The organism is Lysobacter sp. Soil_C_59 (assembly GCF_057656415.1).
Genome location: NZ_JBDGKK010000014.1, coordinates 36782 through 57993, shown reverse-complemented (window position 1 = coordinate 57993; position 21212 = coordinate 36782). Strand labels below are relative to the sequence as shown.

Genomic DNA, 21212 nt, shown 5'->3' with positions numbered 1-21212 from the left:
GATATACGTGCGCAGTCGACTAGGGCGCCGGATGCAGGATGCTTGCAGCAAGAGGAGGAGTCCATATACGGACATTGTGCAGGGTGGACGCCAGGACCGGTGCTAATGTCCGCTTTCGACCCATAGCGGTCATTGCCAGGCCATTCGACCACACCCGCTGGGTCTGGTTAGCGGAGCGTCGATCGGCGCTCCGAGCGCCAGCAGACGCTCCATTGCTTGGTCGTCGCCGGTACGGCGCGAACCAGCATCCGATCGGCAAGGGCCCGGACGGGGCGATGCCGCCCGGGCAGTGGCGTTACCTGCCGGTCGGCGAGAAGTTCTGAGCTCCGCGCGTCTTTCGCCACTGGATCCACGCGATCGCGGCGACGAAGAAGACGCTGCACAGGTAACTGCCTTCCGGCCCTTCCGCGCCACCGGTCAGGGTGTCGAGGCCTTGCGGGCGCAACGCCACCAGCAGCGCCGGCAAGTGCGCATCGATGCCGGTGACGGGCAGTTCGAAGCCGGTCGCGAGCAACCAGTTCCACCCCGCGTGCCAGCCCATCACGCCCCAGATATTGCCGGTCCGCAGCGCCCAGGCGCAGGCGAACAGCGAGAACAGGAACGTGCCGAGGATGACCCGGGGCGGCTGGTGCGGACTGAAATGCAGGAAGCAGAAAACGAGCGACACCAGCAGCACTGCCACCGCGACGTTGGTCTTGCGCGCCACCACCGACAGCATCCAGCCGCGGAAGATGACTTCCTCCACGCTCGCCTGGAACATGAAACTCAATAGCAGAAGACCGATGTGCAGCAGACTGACGGGCGACCGCCAGGCCTGCCCCAGGCCCGCCGCCTGCATGCCGCCGGCCATCCAGATCGCGACAACGACCAGCGCGATCGTGCCGAATCCAACGGCCAGTCCGCGCAGGAAGGTTTTCAGCGGCGCCGGACCGGTCAGCCCGATACTCGCCAGCGAGCGCCCTTCGACGAAGCGTACCCAGGCGAGCACGGCCGCCAGCGTCGGCGCGAAGCCGACCCACAGCAGCGCATACAAGCCAGCGAGGCCGATCGGATCGCCGCGCGGCGTCGACCAATGCTGCGACTGCATCCACCCGTCCAGCGCGATCACCGGCACCGCGTTGAACAGGATCATCAGGATCGGCGTCAGCCAGGCCCAGGGCAGCCAGCCGCGGGCCGGATCGGGCGAATACAGGGCAACGGGGGTCATGCGTGGCTCCAGGTCGACGTGATCGCCGCTGCAAGTTGCCGTCCGCGCGGGGGCGTGGCAACCCGTTTGCGACCAAGCCACGGAAGCCGCCGATGAATCACCCGGATCGCCGACGAACTGGCGCTGAGTCGTCGCCCGTGGTGTCCGCTTTGGGTGGCGGTTTCTTGTGGCCAGGGCTGCCCGCGCGCAAGGAAGGAATTCGATCATCTATGGCATATGCGCGATCCTTCCGCCCGGAGCGCTTTGGGCGTTCTGGCGACTGCGGGAAAGGGGATGTATGGGGATCATCCTAGGCAAGCGTCCGCTTATGGCCGATAGCGGCCGTCGGGGCTACCTGAGCGTCTGGACCGGTGATAACGTCCGCTTCCGACCCAAAGCAGACATTCAAGGGCTTCGCATGATCGCCTCGCGGGTATCGAAGGGTATGGTCATCCTTCTTGGTGCGTCGATGGCTACGCATGACGTGCAAGCGAAGAAGTGTGGTCCTGGACTCTATGCTGTCGAAGGTAGCGTCGTGGATGCCGGGGGCAAGCCGGCGCCGTACGTGCTGGTCGGCGTTTCCTGGGCCGAAGGCAAACTTCCGGCAGGGCCCGCACTGGGGCGGACGGATGCTGAAGGACGGTACTCGATCACGTTCTGGCTGACGTCACTCTGTGGAAAGGCGCCAAGCCGCCTGTCAATCAGCAGTTCCACTGATACGCATCGATCCTCGGCGGCGCTGGTTGAAGTGGGTCAGTCCCCGAATGTCGCCGCGCCGCCGCTTCGCCTGACCGAACCGGCGGGCTCATGGCGCTGAAACGGCGGCGGTGGATGCCGAGGTGGCTCGCGTGACCAATCGCCAGGAATCCCCTCGAGGGAAGGGTAAGCTGCGATTGCAGTACCTCGCGCTTCCAATTGCTGTGTTGCCGCCTGCAATCGTTGCCTGGCTCTTGCTCAGGATCTGGCTGGAAGGACCTACACCTGAGCTGAACGAGAGCACGGCAATATGGCCCGTCGTTGCCCTGCAGTTGGGCGCACTTGTCTTCTACGTCATTCAGGTGCTGCATAACCCGCGGCTCGAAAGACAAGCGCGCGCGCAGTGGATCCGGGAGCTCATCATCCTCCAGTCCGTATCGATGCTGCACTACTGGTACAGGCACATCTGGACTCAGGAGCGACGCTAGTGTCCGATTTCTACCCAAAGGAGCCATTCGCCAGGGCATCGCAACGGCGTGGCGACCGGCCCTGTTCGGCCTTCCTTGCTCACCCGTCCTCAAGCGGTGAAGCCATGGAGTCTGTGGCGGCTGCATTGCGGGCAGTCGCGTAAGGGATCGAGAAGGCGAAAGTAGATCCCCCTCCCTCGTTGGAGGTCGCCCAGAGCTTGCCCTCGTGCCTGTCCAGGATTGTCTTGCTCACCGACAGGCCCATGCCCATGCCATGCGGCTTGGTGGTGAAGAAGGCTTCGAATATCCTCCCGAGGTTTTCGGCAGCGATGCCAGACCCGGTGTCCCGGACTGCGAACTTCAGGATGCCGGCTGACATCGCGGAGGACTCAGCGAAGATCATGCGCGCGCCCTTTTCGGTGTGCGCAAGTGCGTCCGCGGCGTTGAGCACGAGATTGAGGATTACCTGCTGCAACTGGATGCGGTCGCCCATGAGCGGTGGCAGGCGCTCGTCGAAACTGGACCTCAGCACAATGCCGCGCCGTTGCAGGTCGTGCGCGCAGATGGAAAGCACCTCTTGTGCAGCTTCGTTGAAGTTGAACAGTTCGGGAGCGAAGTCGTGCTTCCGGTAAAGCCCGCGAAGACGGCTGATCACCTCGGAAGCCCGGTTCGCGTCCCGGATACTGCGCTGGGCTGTCCGGACAGCGCCTTCGATATCCGGCTCATCGGCCGCAAGCATGCGCAGGCAGGTACTGGCATTGGCAAGGATCCCGGAAAGCGGCTGGTTGACCTCGTGCGCGATGGAGGCAGCCAGTTCGCCAAGGGTCATTACACGAGTCGCATGGGCCAGCTCGGATCGAAGTTTCTCGACCGCGTCCTCCGCCCGGCGGCGGCGCGTGATGTCCTGCGAAACCCCGATGCACTCCCGGCGTCCGTCGTCATAGTTGAACAAGACCGTGGATTGGCTCAGATACTTGATCCGGCCGTCCGGCATGATGATTCGCTCGATGTTTTCGGCGTTTTCCTCACCCCTGAAGATGCGCGCGATCTTTTCCTCGACGATGGGGCGATCGTCAGGGTGGACGATCGGCAGGAGCGCCGGCGGGCCGAGATCCGTGGTCGGTTCTACTTCCCAGATCCGGAACATCTGCTCAGACCAGACGAGCTTGTTGTTGCCCAGGTCCCACGAGAAGGAACCCGTTTCGCTGATCCGTTCAGAGGTGCGCAGAAGATACTCGCGTCGCCTGAGCTCGTCCTCGGCTCGGGATCGCTCGATCGCGATGCTCGCGATGTGGACAGCGCGCTCGATGACTTCCTGCTCGTGCGTTTGCATGGCAGCGGGATGGCGATGGTAGATGCACAGCGTTCCCAGGATGCCGCCTGCTCTTGAGCGGATCGGCGTGCTCCATACGGCTCGCAAGCCGTGCTCAAGCAGCTGCGCGCAATGCGGTGAGTCCAGCCAGCGTTGATCGGTTTCCAGGTCGTCCACGATCACCTGGATGCTGCCCGCCACGGCCAGCGCGCAGGGTGCCAAGGCAGCATCGACTTGTCGCCCGGTAATCAGGTCATCAAGCGAGGCCGGGCGCGAAGGAAACACGCTGAACTCGAAAACCGTGCCAGTTCCTTCCAGCAGGTGCGCCTCGCATACGCACCCGGGCAAGGCACTTTCGGTCACGCTACACAGTGTCCCGAGTATGTCGTGGAGGAGCCTGCCGGAAGCGATCAGCTCAAGCAGCTGGCGCTCGTCCGCCAGCATCATGGTGGCGCGCTTCTCCTCGTCAATGTCGACGTTCGCGCCGTACCATTTGATGACATCGCCCTGGTCATTGCGCAAAGGATGGGCGCGGAAACTGAACCAGCGATACGCGCCGTCGTGCCGCCGCATGCGCGCTTCCAGCTCGCCGCCCGTCCCGCTGGCGCCGAGTTGCTCCCAGGTGGCCGAGATCGCAGCGAGATCGTCGGGGTGGATCACGCGCATCCATTGCCAGTCGCACAACTCCTCCTCGTGGAGGCCAACGTACTCCAGGTAATGGCGGTTGAAGAAGTCCGCGCCGCCATCCGCGCGCGCCGACCAGGCGAGCGTGGGGATCGTGTCGATGGTCAACCGTAGATTGCGTTCGCTGGCCAGGAGCGCATCTTCGGCAAGCGTGCGGTCGTGGATGTCGTTGACGACGCCGTGCCAGGCGATGATCGCTCCCTCGGCGTCGCGAAGCGGTCGCGCCTGGTTATCGCACCAACGGTATTCCCCGCTGTTGTGAAGGAAGCGGACCTTTCGACGATACGGCGTTCCCGCTGCGATAGTGTCCATCCAGGCCATGACCGTTCCGTCACGATCGTCGGGATGGGTCAGGTGCACCCATTCCGATGCCATGATCTTCTCGTCTGCGCGCCCGAACCACTCGCGCAGTCGTGCGTTCAGGTAATTGACGGACCCGTCCGTTCCCGCCGAGAACACATTCGCGGGAATGGTGTCGATCGTCTGGGCGAGGCGACGTTCGCTCGCCCGCAGTGCTTCCTCGGCAAGCTTGCGATCGTGGATGTCGACGCACGAGCCGTACCACTTGACGATCTGCCCCTCGCCGTCGCGCAAGGGAAGCGCCAGCGTCAGGATCCAGCGATACGTCTGGTCGGCGACATGGAAGTGGCGCACTTCTACCGAATAGGGTGCGCCGGTCGCAATGCAGCCGCGCCAGATCTCGGCGGTGGGTGCGCGATCGTCCGGATGGAGCAGGTTCACCCACTTTTCGTTCATCACCGTCTCGGCGGTGAGGCCGCTGTAGGCCAGCAGGCGTTCGTTGCAATAGTCGATATTGCCCTCCGCCGTGGCGCTCCACAGCATCTGCGGGAACGTCTCGACCTGATGATGCAGGTTCCGCTCGTTCGCGCGAACGGCCTGCTCGGCGTGCTTGCGGTCGTCGATATCGATCAACAGCACGTACCAGGCGAGGATCGCGCCGCTCCCGTCGAGCAGCGGTTGTCCGCGATTGTCGAACCAGCGGTACTCCCCGTCGAAGCGCCGCAAGCGCTGCTCGATCACGTAGGGCTTGCCCGACGCGATGGACCCGCCGAAGGCCTCGGCGACATGGGGCATGTCCTCGGGGTGGACCGTGCCGTTGGTGCCCCAGTCGCGCAGTTCCTCGATCGTCTTTCCGCAGTATTCCAGGATCTTCGCGTTCACCTGTTCGACGCGCCCGTCGGGCCCGAGGATCGCTACGAGTCCAGGCAGCCCTTCGATCAGCGAGACGGCGCCGAGCTGCATGGCCTGAAGGCGCTCCTCGCTTCGAAGCCTTGAATCCCGCAATGCGACCAGCGCCTGATTGCAGGCAACCGTGAGAACGAGAAGCTCTGTCTCGGTAGGAAAACCATCCCGCGAGGAGGCCGCTATGAGCATTCCGGATCCATTCGGAAGGTCGATGGGAAACGTGGCTATCGAAACCGGCTTGCCGAAGAGGCTGGCACGGGTGGCCGCTGGCCTTCGGCGCGGATCATCCCCGAGCGATCGGCGGAGTTCTTCGTTCACCGCTGTCGGATCGGAGAATCCTTTGGTCTTGTCGCCGGCACCATGGAGTTCGTCGTCCAACTCGACTAATGCGAAGTCGAGCTGGAGTAGGGACAGGAGGGTTTCGGCCAGCGAGCCGCCGATCTCCGGTGCCTGGCGTCCCGACCATGGAGCGGAGCGTGCAAGCAGACCCAGCAGGTCACCGATACAGGCGCGTAGCCCAGCGATCTCCAGCTCCCGTTCATCGCAGCCGACGGTATCGCTCACGACGCACTGCCGGCATTGCGCTGCCGGCCCGCGCAGGGAACGAATCGCCCCGGTGACGCGTTAAGGAATGTGCGCATGCAACACGCGGCGACGGGATACAGGCAGCCGTCCCGGATCGAATTCACCTGACTCATGAAGTACCTCCCATCCCTTCCGAGCCGACACTAGCATGAGGCCGCACCACCGAAACGGTGCCCGGGGCCGCCCCGGCGAACCCGTACATCCAAGGCCATCAGCGAGAGCGTCCAGCGCAAGCCAGCAGCCGCTGGTCGCGACGGATGACGGCCGCAGGCTCTATGAAAGATCGGGCTGGACCGCGGTGACACCGTTGGCGACGGCGCTCATTCCGGAATGTTGAGGTCGCAGCCCGCCCAACGGGCGCGAACCTGCCCACCGGATTGCAACCGCGCTGGACGGATCACGTTTCGTGGGCGTCCAGAGGCAGGGCGACGTGCCTGCCCAGGTCGAACTCGGCCTCGGACCTTGTCTGAAGACCCGCAGCCAAGAGCCTGGTCATTCGCGCTTTCGTTCCCGGTCGCGCGACGGAACGGAAGAACTCGTCGAGGGCAGGGGGGAACAACGCATCGCCTGGAAGCGAGACCTCATCGACGAAACGTTTCGCGGCTGCCAGCGCTTCCTTCTCGAATCCCGAGATGCGCCGTGCGAGCGCGTCGACGAACTCGTCCAGCTCGCCGTCCGGTAGCGCACGATTGACGTAGCCGTAGCGCTCGGCCAGGTCGCCGCGGAAATCGTCGGCTGCGAGGATCACTTCCAACGTGCGCCCGCGCCCAATGAGGCCGGCGAGCCGGGCCATCGGATTGCCGCCCGGGACCGCACCGACGCCCACTTCGAACTGTCCAAGGAAGGCCTTCTCCGCGCTGGCGAACCGCATGTCGCACGCGAGCACGAACTCGCTGCCGGCGCCGCGGGCACGGCCACGGATAGAGGCGATCGTGACGACCGGGACGCGGCTCAGGCGCACCAGCACGTCGAGCCATGGGTGCATGCCGGTCGGGCCCTGCGGCATCGCGGCCGTGCGCGCCTTGTCGATGAGCACGTCATAGTGGGCCAGGAAGAAGTCGGGATCCGCGCTCGCGAATACGACCACCTTGACCGAAGGATCCTGCTCCAGCGACGAGATGAGGTCGGACAGCTGCGCGATGGTATCCAGATCGATCAGGTTGATCGGGGGGTTGGAGAACTCCGCACGCAAGTAGCCCGGTGCAGGCTGCGTGATTCGAATCTGCTCGCGCATGGGAAACCTCACTCTGCCGTCGTGAAGCGGCGGATGCACACAGCGTACGGAGCCTGGCGCTCGACGGAAGCGCACGAAGGTATCGGTTCGCGCATGAATGCGGCGCATTGCACGATGGTATCGGTCGACACCTTGGTGCAATCGACGGTTGCCCGCCTCACTGTTCAGATGGCCATACCTTCCGTACACGACGGGATGCCGGACCATGAAGAACCCTGCCAGAGCGCATGCGGTCGCCGTGATCGCGTTGATGTTTGCGATGGATGCGCTCGCGCAACCAGCGCGATCGCTGGTCGTGCCTTACGAAAGCGAACCGCCACCGAAGCTCACCATCGATCCGCCGCTTCCAGGGCCGCTTGCCAAGGGCGTCGCGTTCATTCCGTACCGCGTCGAGAACCTTCGCATCCTGCCCGTTGGTGGCGCGCCCGCACGCGAACTGTCGCCGCGCGTCGGGCACCTGCACATCACGGTGGACGACCTTCCGTGGCAATGGGCCGATTACGGCGCCAGCGACACGATCATCCTGGTCAACCTGCCGCGAGGCCGGCACAAGGTCCTGATCGAAGCAGTTGATCCGGAAGGCGGACTGCTCACATCGCAAAGCATCACCTTCGACGCTCCCGGAAAGTAGCCATCTACTGAGGATCAGCCATGAAACGCACGAAGAGGATCTCCATAGCAGTTGCCACAGGAATGCTCGCGATCCTGGGCGGCGCGGCATTCTCCGCGCAGGACAAGTACTCACTGAAATCGCCAGGCGGCATCGCGTTCGCCGACTTCAAGGGGTACGAGGATTGGGCCGTCGTGTCTTCGGCCCGCACCGACGAAGTGCTGAAGGTGATCGTGGCCAATCCCACGATGATCAAGGCCTACAAGGCCGGTGTTCCGAAGAACGGACAGCATTTCCCGGAAGGCTCGAAGATCGTGAAGCTCCAGTGGAAGCCGAAGAAGAGCACCGACGCCCCGTTCGCCGTGGATGTTCCGGACGTGTTTACCCAGGCCTTCGTGATGGAGAAGGACAGCAAGCGGTTCCCGAAGACCGGTGGTTGGGGGTACGCGCTGTTCAATTACGACGCGCCATCGGACACGTTCGTCGCCGATCCGGCGCCGGCCGATTGCGGTCAGGCGTGCCACGTGAAGGTCAGCTCGAAGGACTACATCTTCCATCCGTACCAGAAGCGTTGAGGAGCACTGCCATGCCCACCGTTCGCGTGTTGCCGCTGATGCTGGTCTCGATGCTCGCCGCCTGCGGCCGCCACGAGTCCGTTCCGCCCGCCGTCACGTCCGCCTCGGCGCCGCAGGCACCTGCGGCGGAGACTTCCGCGCCGGGCACGCCCGCCGTGGTTCCGTACGCCAACATGCCGAAGATCGCGCCGATCGGCGTCCGTATCGACAAGCATCTGGACGTCCCCGAATCCGCGCGCGGTCCCGCGATCGACGCAGCGAAGGGCTATCGATTGCAGGACCTCGGCGATGGCCTGTACATGGTCACCGAAGGCGCCTACCAGTCGATGTTCCTGGTCTACGACAAGGGCGTGGTCGTCGTCGATGCGCCGCCGACCTACGCAGCAAAGTTGCCCGCCGCGATCGCGGAGGTCACGAAGAACCCGATCACCCACGTCGTGTACAGCCATTCACACACGGACCACATCGGGGGAATGAACGCCCTGGGTGGCAAGCCGGTCATAATCGCGCAGGAGGAAACCCTGCGGCTGCTCAAGCGTGACAACGATCCGAATCGACCGTTGCCAACAGTGACGTTCAAAGATGCCTACACGCTGGACGTGGGTGGGAAGAAGCTCGAGCTGTCATACCACGGCAACGGGCATGAGCCAGGCAACATTTTCATCAGCGCCCCGAAGCAGAAAGTGCTGATGGTGGTGGACGTGGTGTTCCCGGGATGGATGCCGTGGCGCAGGTTCGCCGTCGCGCAGGACGTGTTCGGATCGATTGCGCAGGTCGACACGATCGGCTCAATGGAATGGGACACGTTCGTCGGCGGACACGTCACGCGTACGGGTACGCATGCCGACGTAGCCGCGCAGGCTGAGTTCTACCGCGACCTGAAGGCCGCCGCCGGCAAGGCGCTGTCCACGACGAAGCCGGGAGAGGGCGTCAACCCGCAGGACCTTGGCAATCCCTGGGCAGTCTTCGACGACTACATCGATCGCGTCGTGGTGCAGTGCGTCGATACGCTGACACCGAAGTGGCAATCCCGCCTCGCCGGCTACGACGTCTACATATGGGACCAGTGCTACTCAATGGAGCAGGCGCTGCGCATCGATTGAAGATTCACACGTCCGCGCGCGGCGAGGGCCGAAGACAGACCGGTGCATACCGGTGGCGCGCCACGCCGGACGTTCCACCAGGCAGCCTGGTCGTGATCAGCGGCCCGCAGGCTGAGCGCCCGGGTCCAGTACCGCCGCCATCTTCACCAGGTCAGGCACCGACCTCGCACGCATCTTCTGCATGACCCGCCCGCGATGCGCCTTCACAGTGATCTCGCTGATGCCAAGGTGGCCGCCGATCTGCTTGTTGAGCAGGCCCGACACCACCAGCGCCATCACCTCGCGCTCACGGCGGGTGAGCGACGCGTGAGCTTGCTGCAGCGACTGGATTCGTCTCAGATCGTCCAGCGACGCGGCGCTGCGTTCGATGGCTCCGCGGATGCCGTCGAGCAGTTTGTCGTCGTCGATAGGCTTGGTCAGAAACTCGATGGCACCGGCTCGCATCGCGCGCACGGTCATGGGAATGTCGCCATAGCCAGAGATGAATATGATCGGCATGTCCGCGCGGTCCGCGGCGATCAGCGCCTGCAGGTCCAGGCCGTTGATGTCGGGCAGGGTCACGTCCAGCACCAGGCATGACGGCACCAGTTCCCTGGGATTCGCCAGGAACTCCTCGGCGCTGGCGAAAGTCCTGGGCGTCCAGCCGGCGAATCGCACCAGCGATTCCAGTGACTCCCGGACCGAGATGTCGTCGTCCACGATGAACACGATGGGGAAGGCACCGTTCACGAAAGCCACCTCTTTGGAGTCATGCGTCTCGTACCGGTTGAATAATCCTTCCGGCAAACCGATGCAACAGCCAGACGGTTCATCGCCCCTGTATAGCCAGTTCCACCGCCTCCAGCAGTGCCTCGCCACCGAACGGCTTGAACAGGCAGTCGACGGCACCGCGCGCGATCAGTTCGCGGCGAATGTCGGCGTCGATCTGCGCGCTCATGAACACGATGGGGATGGGGATGCGGCGGCGGGACAGTTCTTCCTGCAGCGCCGGCCCCGACATGCCGGGCATGTAGACGTCGAGCACAAGGCAGTCAATCCGACTGGAGGCGGCGATCGCGAGGAACGCCTCGGCGCTCGCGAACACGTCTGTGTCGTATCCGCCGGTCCGCAGCAGATCCGGAAGGGATTCGCGGACCGATTGGTCATCGTCCACGACCGAGACAAGCGGCCGGACGGTCATCAAAGGCCAACCGCGTCGTGCACGAGGCCCCCGCGGGTCTGACCGATCTTCATGCCGGATCCTCCGGAATGTGCTCCTGGGCGCAAGCATGCACCACTCCGATGGCGGATTCACATGGTACTTAGGTGTCGGTTCCCGGGGTCGGGCCGGCCACGGCGGGGTCCCGGCAGCTCCCGATACCAAGGTGCTATCGCCTGCGTCGCGCGCCTGCTGTTTCATCAAGGCCCCCCACGCCCCCATGGTGAGCGACGTGAACGAGCAGGAGAGGAAGCTTCTTTACACCGGCCGCACCCACACGGTCGGCGGCCGCGACGGTGGGCACGCGAAGAGTTCCGATGGCGCCCTCGAGGTCGGTTTCTCCACGCCGGGCGCCCACGGCACGGGCACCAACCCCGAACAGCTGCTCGCGGCCGGCTGGTCCGCGTGCTTCATCGGCGCGATGGGCATTGCGGCCCGCAAAATGCGGGTCACCTTGCCCTCCGACACTGCGATCGACGCCGAAGTGGACCTTCGGCAGGGCGACGACGGCTATTCGCTCGCAGCGCGCCTGAACATCACGCTGCCAGGGCTGGATCGGGACGTGGCGCAGGCGCTGGCTGACGCGGGTCATGAGACGTGTCCGTACTCGAAGGCGCTCAAGGGCAGTATCGACGTGACCATCCACGTCGTGTGATCGCCACCGCGCGCGGTCACTCCGCGGTGGCATGACTATTGCGAGCTGTCGGGAACGCATCGAACGCGAACGATCGGGTGCGATGCGTGGATTGCCATCGATACGAGGCGACGGGTAAGGTCCAGTGGCACGTCGCCCACTCCCGTGGATGCGGCGATTCGGTGGCCGGAGGTCCTTGATGACCCAGACGACCCTGCTCGACGCTGACCACGAGGACGCCGATGGCGACCTGCTGTGGGACGACGGGGAGCGGGGTTTCCATCGTCGCCGCCACGAGGCCGAGGACGGCAGCGTGCGGCATTGCATCGCGGTGATTCCGCTCAATGAGCGGCCGTCCGCCTCGGTCATCGAGCGGCTCAACAACGAACATGCGTTGAAGGCGAAGCTCGATGGCGAGTGGGCGCTACGTCCGCTCGACCTGGTGCGGGAAGGCGGGCGCATGGTGCTCCTGCTGGAGCACCAGGAAGGCGTGCCCCTGGAACGCCTGCTGGATGGCCGGCCGATGCCGCTGCCGCGCTTCCTCGCGATTGCGGTCTGGCTGGCTGACGCCATCAGTCGCCTGCACGCGACCGGCCTGGTCCATCGCGACATCAAACCCTCGAACATCCTGGTGTCCGAAAGGGAAGGGCGCGTGCGGCTGATCGGATTCGGCATTGCCTCCCTTCTGCCGCGCGAGCGCCAGTCGCCGGCTCCTCCGGAGCTCATCGCCGGAACGCTCGCCTACATGGCGCCCGAACAGACCGGCCGCATGAACCGGTCCGTCGACTCGCGCAGCGACCTCTACTCGCTGGGAGTGGTGCTCTACCGGATGGTGACGGGCGTGTTGCCGTTCACGGCGTCCGATCCGATGGAATGGGTGCACAGCCACATCGCACGCGCACCTGTGCCGCCGTGCGATCGCGTGGCGGAAGTGCCGTCCTCGATCTCCGATATCGTGATGCGCCTGCTGGCCAAGACGCCGGAGAGCCGGTACCGCACGGCCAAGGGCGTAGCGCACGACCTGCGGCACTGCCTCGACCTGCTCGAGCGCGGCGAAGAAGCGGACGCGATCCCGCTAGGCCAACACGACCATCCTGACTACCTGCTGATTCCGGAGAAACTCTACGGTCGCGAACACGAGATCGACCGGCTGGTCCACGCATTCAACGATGTCGTGTGCGATGGCACGCCGGCGCTGGTGCTGGTCGCAGGCTACTCCGGTATCGGAAAGTCTTCGGTGGTGAACGAACTGCACAAGGTGCTGGTACCGCCGCGCGGTCTGTTCGCCTCGGGCAAGTTCGACCAGTACAAGGCCGACATTCCGTACGCGACGTTCGCGCAGGCGTTCCAGCAGCTGGTCAGGCCGCTACTCGGCAAGCCGGAGGAGGAGCTGGTGCGCTGGCGCGACGCATTCGCCGAGGCGCTGGGCGACAACGGTGCGCTGGTGCTCGAGCTGGTGCCCGAGCTCGCGCCGATCATCGGGGCGCAGCCGCCCGTCGTCGAGCTGCCGGCGCAGGAGGCACAGCGCAGGTTCCAGACGATAGTGCGGCGCTTCATCTCGGTGTTCGCACGACCCGAACATCCGCTGGCCCTGTTCCTCGATGACCTGCAATGGCTCGACTCGGCGACGCTCGACCTGCTCGGCGACCTGCTCACCGCGGGCGACCTTCGCCATGTGCTGCTCATCGGCGCCTACCGCGACAACGAAGTGACGGCGTTGCATCCGCTGGCGCGCAAGCTCGAAGCCCTGGTGCAGGAGGGCGCGAAGGTCACTACTGTGACTCTGCCGCCCCTGGGGCAGCGCCATCTGCAACAGCTGGTCGCGGAGTCGCTACACGAGGACCCGGCACACGCCGGGCCGCTGGCCGGGCTCGTGCATGCGAAGACCGCGGGCAACCCGTTCTTCGCGATCCAGTTCCTCCAAGCCCTGGCAGAAGAGGGCCTGCTCGCGTTCGACCACGCGACGAGCCACTGGTCGTGGAACCGCGAGCTGACGCTCGCCAAGGGCTACTCGGACAACATCGTCGATCTGATGGTGCGCAAGCTGTCGCGACTTCCACCGCGAACGCGCAGGGCATTGCAGGGTTTCGCCTGCCTCGGCAACGCGACCCGTCTCGAAACGCTCTGCGTGATCAACGAGGCCGCCGCACAAGAGGTCGAAGCGGACCTCTGGGAGGCGCTTCGTCAGGAACTCGTCTTCCGCCACGACGGGACGTACCGCTTCGCACATGACCGGGTGCAGGAAGCCGCGTACTCCCAGGTGCCGCCGCACGAGCGTGCCGCGGCGCACTTGCGCATCGGTCGGCTCCTGACGAAGCACACGCCGCCGGAGCGTCTGGACGACGCGATTTTCGAGATCGTGAACCAGCTCAATCGCGCGACGCACCTGCTCGATTCGCATGGCGAACGCGTCCAGCTGGCCCGCTTCAACCTCATCGCGGCGCGGCGTGCGCGAGCGTCGACCGCGTACGCGTCCGCGCTGAACCATCTGCGCGCCGGGCGCGCGTTGCTCGAGGAGGAAGATTGGCAGCGGGAGTACTCATTGGTCTTCTCGCTCGAATCGCTGATGGCCGAATGCGAGCTGATGACGGCCGAGCTCGCTGCGGCCGAGGGCCGCCTGGAGACGCTTGCAGGCCACGCACGGACGCGCCACGACTTCGCGGTGGTGACGCGGCTGCGGCTGACGCTGTTCACGACGCGCTCGCGCGGCGACCTGTGCGTGGAAGTGTTCCTCGACTACTTGCGCCGCAACGGTACCGATTGGCCGGCACGACCCTCGCGCGAAGATGTGATGCGCGAGTACGACCGCATCTGGGCGCTGCTCGGCGACCGGTCGATCGAGGAGCTGGCGGACCTTCCGCTGGCGACGGACCCGGACGTGCTGGACATGCTGGACGTGTTCACAGAAATCGTGACGCCGGCGTTCTTCTTCGACGAGAACCTGTCGTCGCTCGTGCTGTGCAGGATGGTCAACCTCAGCCTGGAGCACGGTCCGTGCGATGGCTCGTGCTTCGGATTCGTGTTCTTCGCGACGTTCGCCGGGCCGAGGTTCGGCAACTACCGCGATGGATACCGTTTCGGCCGCCTCGGGTACGACCTGGTGGAGAAGCGCGGCCTGAAGCGTTACCAGGCGCGCACGTACATCGTGTTCGGCAACATGGTCGTGCCGTGGTTCAAGCCGTTTGCCAGCGGGCGCGACCTTATCCGTCGGGCGTTCGACACGGCGTTCAACATGGGCGACCTGACATTCGCCGCCTACAGCTGGGACGCGCTGATCACCAACTGCCTGTCCGCCGGCGACGAGCTCTCAGGCATCCAGACCGATGCCGAGAACGGACTGGCCTTCGCGCAGAAGATCGGCTTCGGCATGGTGGTCGACCTCTGCGCCGCGCAGGTGGGCCTTATCCGCATGCTCCGCGGGATCACGCCGACATTCGGAAGCTTCGACGATGCGGACTACGACGAGGCGCAAGCCGAAGCGCATCTCACTGGCAGTCCCGTGCTGGCCCTGGCGACGTTCTTCTACTGGACGCGGAAACTCCAGGGTCGCTGGTTCAGCGGCGATATCGATGAAGCGGTCCTTGCTTGCGAGAACGCCGATCGCCTGCTGTGGACGTCGCCCTCGCAGCTGGAAACGGCGGATTTCTTCTTCTACGGGGCGCTCGCGCATGCCGCGCAGTGGCATCGCGCTCCTGTCGAACAGCGGCAGCGGCACCTGGACATCGTCGTGCGCTATCACCGGCAACTGGAAATCTGGCGCGACGACTGCTCGGCGCAGAACTTCGAGAACCGTGCCGCGTTGATCGCGGCGGAGATCGCACGGATCGAGGGAAGATGGCCGCAGGCAGAAGAACTGTACGAACTGGCCGTCCGCTCGGCGAGCGTGAACGGCTACGTACACAACGAAGCGGTCGCCTGCGAATGCGCGGGTCGTGCATTCCTCGCGCGGGGGCAGGAGCGCGCCGCGCGCGGCTGGCTGCGCGATGCGCAGGACTGCTACCGTCGTTGGGGTGCGGACGGCAAGGTGCGCCAGCTGGCGCGCTTGCATCCTTGGCTGGAGGCTGCTGGCAGCGGCCCTGATGCGGCGAACACGCTGCTCGCCCCCGTAGACCAGCTGGACCTGGCAACGGTCATGCGGATCTCGCAGGCCGTTTCGTCGGAAATCGAACTCGATCGACTCATCGACATGGTCATGCGCGTCGCCATCGAGCACGCCGGCGCGGAACGTGGCGTGCTGATCCTGCCGGCGGGCGCGGGCTTCCGCATCGAGGCCGAGGCGATCACCCATAGTGACGCGGTCGAGGTTTCGCTGCAGCGGGCCGAGCTGTCGCCACAGCGGCTTCCGATGTCGGTGTTCCAGTACGTCGTGCGGACCAGGGAATCGTTGCTGTTGAACGATGCGGGCGCCCAGGGCACGCCCGACGCGGAGCCGTACTTCGCCGATAACGCCAGCCGGTCGGTCCTTTGTCTACCATTGCTCAAGCAGGCACGCCTGACCGGCGTGCTGTACCTGGAGAACCATCTTGTTGCCAATGTCTTCACGCCATCGCGCCTGGCCGTCTTGACGCTGCTGGCGTCGGAGGCCGCCATCTCGCTGGAGAACGCGCGCCTCTACGAGGAGCTCCAGGAGCGCGAAGCGAGGGTGCGGCGTCTGTTCAACTCGAACATCATTGGCATCTTCACCTGGAACCTCGACGGCCGGATACTGGACGGCAACGAAGCGTTCCTGCGGATCGTCGGTTACGACGCGACAGACCTGGCCGAGGGTCGCATGGGCTGGAAGGCGCTGCTTCCGCCGGAATGGGATCCTGAGGACGACAGCATCATGGAGGCCATGTTGGCCACTGGCGTGGCGCCGCCGTTCGAAGGCGCCTACATGCGCAAGGACGGCGGTCGCGTCCCGGTACTCATTGGCGCCGCGTTGTTCGAAGGTACGCCAACGGAGGGCGTCTCCTTCGTGCTGGACTTGTCCGATCGCGTCGCCGCCGAAGCCTCCGCCAAGGAGAGCCTTCGCCGCTACCATGACGCGCAGCTGCGCCTGGCCGATGCCAACCGCGTCGCGAGCATTGGCCAGCTGTCGGCATCGATTGCCCACGAGTTGAACCAGCCCCTGTCCGGGATCATGACCAACGCCTCGACGTGCCTTCGCATGCTGGCCGTCGATCCGCCGGCGGTGGACGGTGCCGTCGAGACCGCGCGCCGCACCATTCGCGATGCAAACCGCGCTTCGGAGGTCATCAAGCGCCTGCGTTCGCTGTTCAGCCGGAAGCAGGCCAGCAACGAACGCGTCGATCTGAACGAAGCGGCGGGCGAGGTCGTGGCACTGGCCACCAACGCGCTGGTGCGCAATCGCGTGACGCTGCAGTGCGACTTCGCGACCGACCTGCCGCAGGTGATGGGTGACCGCGTGCAGTTGCAGCAGGTCATCCTCAATCTGCTGACCAATGCGTCCGACGCGATGGGCGCACTCGAACCCGGGCGCCCAAGGCATCTGCTCATCCGCACGTGGCACGGGGGCGGCAACGTCTGCCTGAGCGTACGCGACACCGGCATAGGCCTGGACCCGGAGATGCTGGAGCGCTACTTCGAGGCGTTCTACACCACCAAGGCCGAGGGGATGGGGGTCGGCTTGTCCGTCAGCCGCTCCATCGTCGAACGCCACCACGGCCGTCTCCATGCGGAGTCGAACGAGGACGGTGGCGCCACGTTCTCCCTGGTGATTCCGCTCGACATCCAGGAAACGACCTGACGTTCAGCGGGGAAGTGCATCGAGCAGCGCGGCCGTGTCGAGGATCGCGTGCGCGTACGTCGGTCCGTTGAGCTCGTGTGCTGCGTGCATCAACTCGTGCGAGTACGCAGCGGTCGCGTCCCGCACGAGTGTGACGTGGTAGCCAAGCTCCATCGCGAAGCGCCCGGTGGACTCGATGCAGGAGTTCGCCAGCAACCCGACGATGACCACGTGGCTGATCCCGTGCTGCTTGAGCCGCATGTCCAGGTCGGTATTCGCGAAGCCGCTCTGTCCCCAGTGCTGCTGGATGACGAGGTCGCCATCGCGCGGCACGAAGTCCGGATGGAACTCGCCGCCCCACGTGCCCTTGGCAAAGCTGTGGCGCTTCATGATCGCCTGCTGCGTCGGGTTGACGTGGCGCCAGCCGTCGTAGTCGCCCGGTTCCCACTGATGGTGCGGCACGATGAAGATGCGGATCCCGCCCGCGCGAGCGGCGGCGTGGATCGCACGCAGGTTGTCCAGCAAGCCCACGGCCTCGGCGACGTCCTTGAGCCGCGGCCAGGCGATGCCTCCGTCGGACAGGAAATCGTTGTAGGGATCCACGAGCAGCAATGCCGTGGTGGCCTGTTCGTATCGGGTAGTTGACATGATCCGGCTCCGGGCGCACGCGTTCGGCTCAGCTGCTCTTCTTCCCGCGCAATGCGAAGCGCTCGATGCTGGCGGCGAAGAACGGCGTCTCCTGCTTGTTGTGCGCCGTACTCACCGGCTTGCGCTGTTCGCGGAACAGTTCGAATGGAATGCCCTGGCGCGCGAGGTAGTCGACGAACGCCTCGGTGGGGCGGGTACGCACGTGGTTGGTGAACGTACAGCGACCATCATCCAGCGGCTCCACCTTCAGCTCCCACATGACCTTCATGCTCGTGCGGCCCGACGTCGTGAACAGGTCGGACACCGAGTCCAGGACGAGGTGGTGGGGTTCGGCGACCTGCTCGACGTAGTGCTGCACCATGGGTACGCCGCCGATCACTTCCACGTTGATCGACATGCGGCGGCCGTCCTCGGACGTGGTCGCGCCCGCGGCGAAGTGGCACGGCGAGCAGCCCTGGTACTCCTTGTCGGGCAGGCTGAACGCCCACGCAGGAATGTCGATGGAATCGATTGGCGCGTTGATGATCGCCGTGAAGCTCGAGTCGACGATGATTTGCTCGTCCATCTTGGTCACCTCGTTGTGGGGAGTGGCGGTGTGGTCACGCTACGCCGGCCGGTGCGCGCCGAAAATCGTACGATGGTGTCGATTTGCCCAACCCATGTCGTCGCCGGGACGAACGCGCAGCAGCGAAGTGTCGGCCGCGACGCAGTAGGCGAGAATCGCCGATGCGAGCACCAGCATCCACATGGAAACGGACGTCATGGCTCGCGGTGACTGTTGATACCGGTGCGTCTGCCGACATGACCTGCGCAGACGTCACGTGCGCGTACCAACGCCGGCCATCATACGAAGGTGTCGGGACGCGGCGGCCGGGTCGGCGTACGATTGCCATGTGCCCGCGCAGCCGTGCCGGGCTACGCCGTCCTCCTTCAAGAGGTGCGTCATGGCCGAGAGCGAGCCGCGCGGCATTCGCCGCTATTCATATCCCGCCGGTGGCTGGGGCGCGTTGCGCGCGACGGCCAGGACGGTACGCGAGCAGATGGACGCGCCAGATGCGGCTGCGACGCTCCTGCGTACGAACAAGCCCGACGGTTTCGATTGCCCCGGCTGCGCCTGGCCCGACAGTCGGCACCATTCTAGCTTCCAGTTCTGCGAGAACGGCGCGAAGGCCGTTACCTGGGAGGCGACGAAGAAGCGGGTGCCGGCGTCATTCTTCGCCGAGCACACGGTTCAGTCGTTGCTGGAGTGGAACGACCACGCGTTGGAGGACCTCGGCCGACTTACCGAGCCGATGGCTTACAACCCGGACAAGGACATCTACGAAGCAGTCGGTTGGGAGGAGGCCTTCTCGCGCATAGGCACGTTGCTGCGCGGGTTCGAGCCAGATGCGGTCGAGTTCTACACGTCCGGACGCACTTCGAACGAAGCGGCATTCCTGTACCAGATCTTCGCGCGCGAGTACGGGAGCAACAACTTCCCGGACTGCTCGAACATGTGCCACGAAGCAACCAGTGTCGGCCTGCCGATGTCCATCGGAATTGGCAAGGGGACGGTATCGCTGGAGGATTTCGACCACTGCGAGCTGATCATCGCGATGGGCCACAACCCTGGCACGAACCATCCGCGCATGATGGGCACGCTGCATGAAGTGGCACGTCGCGGTGCGCCGATCATCGCGATCAACCCATTGCGGGAGCTGGCGCTGGAGCGCTTCGCTGACCCGCAGGATCCGCTGGAGATGGCGACGCTGGGCGCGACGGATATCGCGTCAAGCTACTTGCAGCCGAAAGTCGGCGGCGACGCGGCCGCGCTTCAGGGGATCATGAAGGCGTTGATCGAAATGGACGACGAGGCTGGCCCGCAGGCTGGCGTGCTCGATCATGTGTTCATCGCTGCGCATACCAACGGTTTCGAAGCGTTGGCGTCGGATCTTCGCGTGAGACGCTGGGTCGATATAGAAACCGCGTCGGGTCTCACCGAGGCTCGATTGCGCGACGTCGCGCGTGCGTACGCCGCATCCGACGCGACGATCGTCACCTACGGGATGGGGTTGACCCAGCACAGCACCGGAACGCACAACGTCCAGCAGGTCGCGAACCTGCTGCTCCTGCGCGGGAACTTCGGCAAGCCGGGCGCCGGGATTTGTCCGCTGCGCGGTCATTCGAATGTCCAGGGAGATCGCACGGTCGGGATCACGGAGAAGCCGGGCGCGGAAATGCTTGCAGGGATCGAGCGGCGGTTCGGGTTTGTTCCGCCTGCGACCCACGGGCATGACGCAGTCGCCGCGATGAAGGCCATCGTCGACGGACGATCGAAGGCGCTGGTGTGCATGGGCGGCAACCTCGCGGTCGCATTGCCGGATCCCGAAGTCTGCCTCCCGGCGATGCGTCGTCTTGAACTCGCCGTGCACGTCGCCACGAAGCTGAATCGCACGCACCTGCTGGTCGGTCGCCATGCGTTCTTGCTGCCGTGCCTCGGGCGTACCGAGCTGGACGAGCAGTCGAGCGGGCCGCAGGCCGTCACGGTCGAGGACTCGATGTCGATGGTGCATGCCTCTCGTGGGCGCCTGTCGCCCGCGTCTGGCCTGCTGAAGTCGGAGCCTGCGATCGTCGCCGGCATCGCCTCGGCGACGCTGCCACGCAGCCAGGTGCCCTGGGCCGAGCTGGTGGCCGATTACGACCGCATCCGTGACGCGATCGAAGCGGTGATCCCGGGGTTCGACCATTACAATGCAAGGATCCGCGAGCCGGGCGGATTCAGGCTTCCGCTGCCACCGACGCAGCGGATCTGGAAGACGCCTTCGGGACGCGCGGAGTTCCTGGTCTTCGCAGGACTGCTGGAAGACTCTGCCGCCGGCGATGCCTCCGTCCTCACGCTGACGACCGTCCGTAGCCACGACCAGTACAACACCACGATCTATGGGTTCGACGACCGCTATCGCGGCGTCTTCGGGCGACGCGACGTGGTGTTCATGAACGAGGACGACCTCGCGTCGCATGACATCGCGCATGGCGACCGCATCGTCGTCGAGACGGCGTTCGGCGGGCCCGGAGAGCGCGTCCTGCGCGACGTGATCGCGGTGGCGTACCCCATCGCGCGCGGCTCGGTGGCCACCTATTACCCCGAAGGCAATTGCCTGGTTCCGCTGGACCATATCGACCGGGCGAGCGGCACGCCGTCGTACAAGTCCGTTCCCGTGCGTATCCGCCGCGATTCGAACGACGGCTGACAGCTTCGGCACCCTTCGCGTTCGTCCCGGCGTTGCGAACGTTGCCACGCGTGCGATCGCGCGCGAAGGGATGACACCTTGCGTGTCGCATACAAAGGTATTGGACGACACCTTCG

The 21212-nt window shown here is 65.0% G+C and carries 16 protein-coding genes; 8 read left to right on the top strand and 8 right to left on the bottom strand.

What is annotated here, in order from left to right; genetic code table 11:
- Nucleotides 1-295: 295 nt before the first annotated feature.
- Complete coding sequence (locus AC3A3Q_RS18190) at nt 296-1207, bottom strand: CPBP family intramembrane glutamic endopeptidase (RefSeq protein ID WP_487587570.1); 912 nt, start codon at nt 1205-1207, stop codon at nt 296-298.
- Between the two features lie 307 nt (nt 1208-1514).
- Between AC3A3Q_RS18190 and AC3A3Q_RS18185 the strand changes: the two genes are divergently transcribed.
- Nucleotides 1515-2003, top strand: a complete 489-nt coding sequence (locus tag AC3A3Q_RS18185; RefSeq protein ID WP_487587569.1) for a carboxypeptidase-like regulatory domain-containing protein — start codon at nt 1515-1517, stop codon at nt 2001-2003.
- Between the two features lie 31 nt (nt 2004-2034).
- On the top strand, nt 2035-2370 hold the full coding sequence (locus AC3A3Q_RS18180; RefSeq protein ID WP_487587568.1) for a hypothetical protein: 336 nt from the start codon (nt 2035-2037) through the stop codon (nt 2368-2370).
- A gap of 79 nt (nt 2371-2449) precedes the next feature.
- Here AC3A3Q_RS18180 and AC3A3Q_RS18175 read toward each other — a convergent pair whose 3' ends face one another.
- On the bottom strand, nt 2450-6115 hold the full coding sequence (locus tag AC3A3Q_RS18175; RefSeq protein ID WP_487587567.1) for a PAS domain-containing protein: 3666 nt from the start codon (nt 6113-6115) through the stop codon (nt 2450-2452).
- A gap of 418 nt (nt 6116-6533) precedes the next feature.
- Nucleotides 6534-7478, bottom strand: a complete 945-nt coding sequence (locus tag AC3A3Q_RS18170) for an enoyl-CoA hydratase/isomerase family protein (protein WP_487587566.1) — start codon at nt 7476-7478, stop codon at nt 6534-6536.
- Between the two features lie 97 nt (nt 7479-7575).
- Between AC3A3Q_RS18170 and AC3A3Q_RS18165 the strand changes: the two genes are divergently transcribed.
- The 3 genes from AC3A3Q_RS18165 to AC3A3Q_RS18155 are packed head-to-tail and all read left to right on the top strand — an operon-like array spanning nt 7576 to nt 9658.
- Nucleotides 7576-8001 carry a DUF6130 family protein gene (locus AC3A3Q_RS18165; protein ID WP_487587565.1) on the top strand — a complete coding sequence of 142 codons (426 nt, stop codon included), beginning with the start codon at nt 7576-7578 and terminating at the stop codon, nt 7999-8001.
- 20 nt (nt 8002-8021) lie between these two features.
- Complete coding sequence (locus tag AC3A3Q_RS18160; RefSeq protein WP_487587564.1) at nt 8022-8555, top strand: cytochrome P460 family protein; 534 nt, start codon at nt 8022-8024, stop codon at nt 8553-8555.
- 11 nt (nt 8556-8566) lie between these two features.
- On the top strand, nt 8567-9658 hold the full coding sequence (locus AC3A3Q_RS18155; protein ID WP_487587563.1) for an MBL fold metallo-hydrolase: 1092 nt from the start codon (nt 8567-8569) through the stop codon (nt 9656-9658).
- Nucleotides 9659-9754: 96 nt separating this feature from the next.
- Here AC3A3Q_RS18155 and AC3A3Q_RS18150 read toward each other — a convergent pair whose 3' ends face one another.
- Both AC3A3Q_RS18150 and AC3A3Q_RS18145 read right to left on the bottom strand, forming a co-directional pair.
- Nucleotides 9755-10387, bottom strand: coding sequence for a response regulator transcription factor (locus AC3A3Q_RS18150; RefSeq protein ID WP_487587562.1), 633 nt, complete (start codon nt 10385-10387; stop codon nt 9755-9757).
- Nucleotides 10388-10466: 79 nt separating this feature from the next.
- Nucleotides 10467-10838, bottom strand: a complete 372-nt coding sequence (locus AC3A3Q_RS18145; RefSeq protein WP_487587561.1) for a response regulator transcription factor — start codon at nt 10836-10838, stop codon at nt 10467-10469.
- Between the two features lie 250 nt (nt 10839-11088).
- Between AC3A3Q_RS18145 and AC3A3Q_RS18140 the strand changes: the two genes are divergently transcribed.
- Both AC3A3Q_RS18140 and AC3A3Q_RS18135 read left to right on the top strand, forming a co-directional pair.
- Nucleotides 11089-11511 carry an organic hydroperoxide resistance protein gene (locus tag AC3A3Q_RS18140; RefSeq protein ID WP_487587560.1) on the top strand — a complete coding sequence of 141 codons (423 nt, stop codon included), beginning with the start codon at nt 11089-11091 and terminating at the stop codon, nt 11509-11511.
- Nucleotides 11512-11689: 178 nt separating this feature from the next.
- Nucleotides 11690-17239 (top strand): trifunctional serine/threonine-protein kinase/ATP-binding protein/sensor histidine kinase, encoded by a 5550-nt coding sequence (locus tag AC3A3Q_RS18135; protein WP_487587559.1) that lies wholly within the window; start codon nt 11690-11692, stop codon nt 17237-17239.
- A 3-nt stretch (nt 17240-17242) separates the two neighbouring features.
- Here AC3A3Q_RS18135 and AC3A3Q_RS18130 read toward each other — a convergent pair whose 3' ends face one another.
- From AC3A3Q_RS18130 to AC3A3Q_RS18120, 3 genes are read right to left on the bottom strand one after another with little or no spacing between them, the layout of a single operon-like run.
- Nucleotides 17243-17866: a cysteine hydrolase family protein gene (locus AC3A3Q_RS18130; RefSeq protein ID WP_487587558.1), complete on the bottom strand. Its 624-nt coding sequence runs from the start codon at nt 17864-17866 to the stop codon at nt 17243-17245.
- Nucleotides 17867-17894: 28 nt separating this feature from the next.
- Nucleotides 17895-18431, bottom strand: coding sequence for a hypothetical protein (locus tag AC3A3Q_RS18125; protein ID WP_487587557.1), 537 nt, complete (start codon nt 18429-18431; stop codon nt 17895-17897).
- Between the two features lie 39 nt (nt 18432-18470).
- The gene (locus AC3A3Q_RS18120) at nt 18471-18629 is read right to left on the bottom strand and encodes a hypothetical protein (protein ID WP_487587556.1); all 159 of its coding nucleotides are present in this window, start codon (nt 18627-18629) and stop codon (nt 18471-18473) included.
- A gap of 181 nt (nt 18630-18810) precedes the next feature.
- Between AC3A3Q_RS18120 and AC3A3Q_RS18115 the strand changes: the two genes are divergently transcribed.
- Nucleotides 18811-21096 carry an FdhF/YdeP family oxidoreductase gene (locus AC3A3Q_RS18115; RefSeq protein ID WP_487587555.1) on the top strand — a complete coding sequence of 762 codons (2286 nt, stop codon included), beginning with the start codon at nt 18811-18813 and terminating at the stop codon, nt 21094-21096.
- Nucleotides 21097-21212: the final 116 nt, after the last annotated feature.

Coding starts and splice junctions, on each gene's coding strand:
- AC3A3Q_RS18190 (WP_487587570.1), bottom strand. CDS start 1,207: ATGACCCCCGTTGCCCTGTATTCGCCCGATCCGGCCCGCGGCTGGCTG.
- AC3A3Q_RS18185 (WP_487587569.1), top strand. CDS start 1,515: ATGGCCGATAGCGGCCGTCGGGGCTACCTGAGCGTCTGGACCGGTGAT.
- AC3A3Q_RS18170 (WP_487587566.1), bottom strand. CDS start 7,478: ATGCGCCGCATTCATGCGCGAACCGATACCTTCGTGCGCTTCCGTCGA.
- AC3A3Q_RS18165 (WP_487587565.1), top strand. CDS start 7,576: ATGAAGAACCCTGCCAGAGCGCATGCGGTCGCCGTGATCGCGTTGATG.
- AC3A3Q_RS18160 (WP_487587564.1), top strand. CDS start 8,022: ATGAAACGCACGAAGAGGATCTCCATAGCAGTTGCCACAGGAATGCTC.
- AC3A3Q_RS18155 (WP_487587563.1), top strand. CDS start 8,567: ATGCCCACCGTTCGCGTGTTGCCGCTGATGCTGGTCTCGATGCTCGCC.
- AC3A3Q_RS18145 (WP_487587561.1), bottom strand. CDS start 10,838: ATGACCGTCCGGCCGCTTGTCTCGGTCGTGGACGATGACCAATCGGTC.
- AC3A3Q_RS18135 (WP_487587559.1), top strand. CDS start 11,690: ATGACCCAGACGACCCTGCTCGACGCTGACCACGAGGACGCCGATGGC.
- AC3A3Q_RS18130 (WP_487587558.1), bottom strand. CDS start 17,866: ATGTCAACTACCCGATACGAACAGGCCACCACGGCATTGCTGCTCGTG.
- AC3A3Q_RS18125 (WP_487587557.1), bottom strand. CDS start 18,431: ATGGACGAGCAAATCATCGTCGACTCGAGCTTCACGGCGATCATCAAC.
- AC3A3Q_RS18120 (WP_487587556.1), bottom strand. CDS start 18,629: ATGACGTCCGTTTCCATGTGGATGCTGGTGCTCGCATCGGCGATTCTC.
- AC3A3Q_RS18115 (WP_487587555.1), top strand. CDS start 18,811: ATGGCCGAGAGCGAGCCGCGCGGCATTCGCCGCTATTCATATCCCGCC.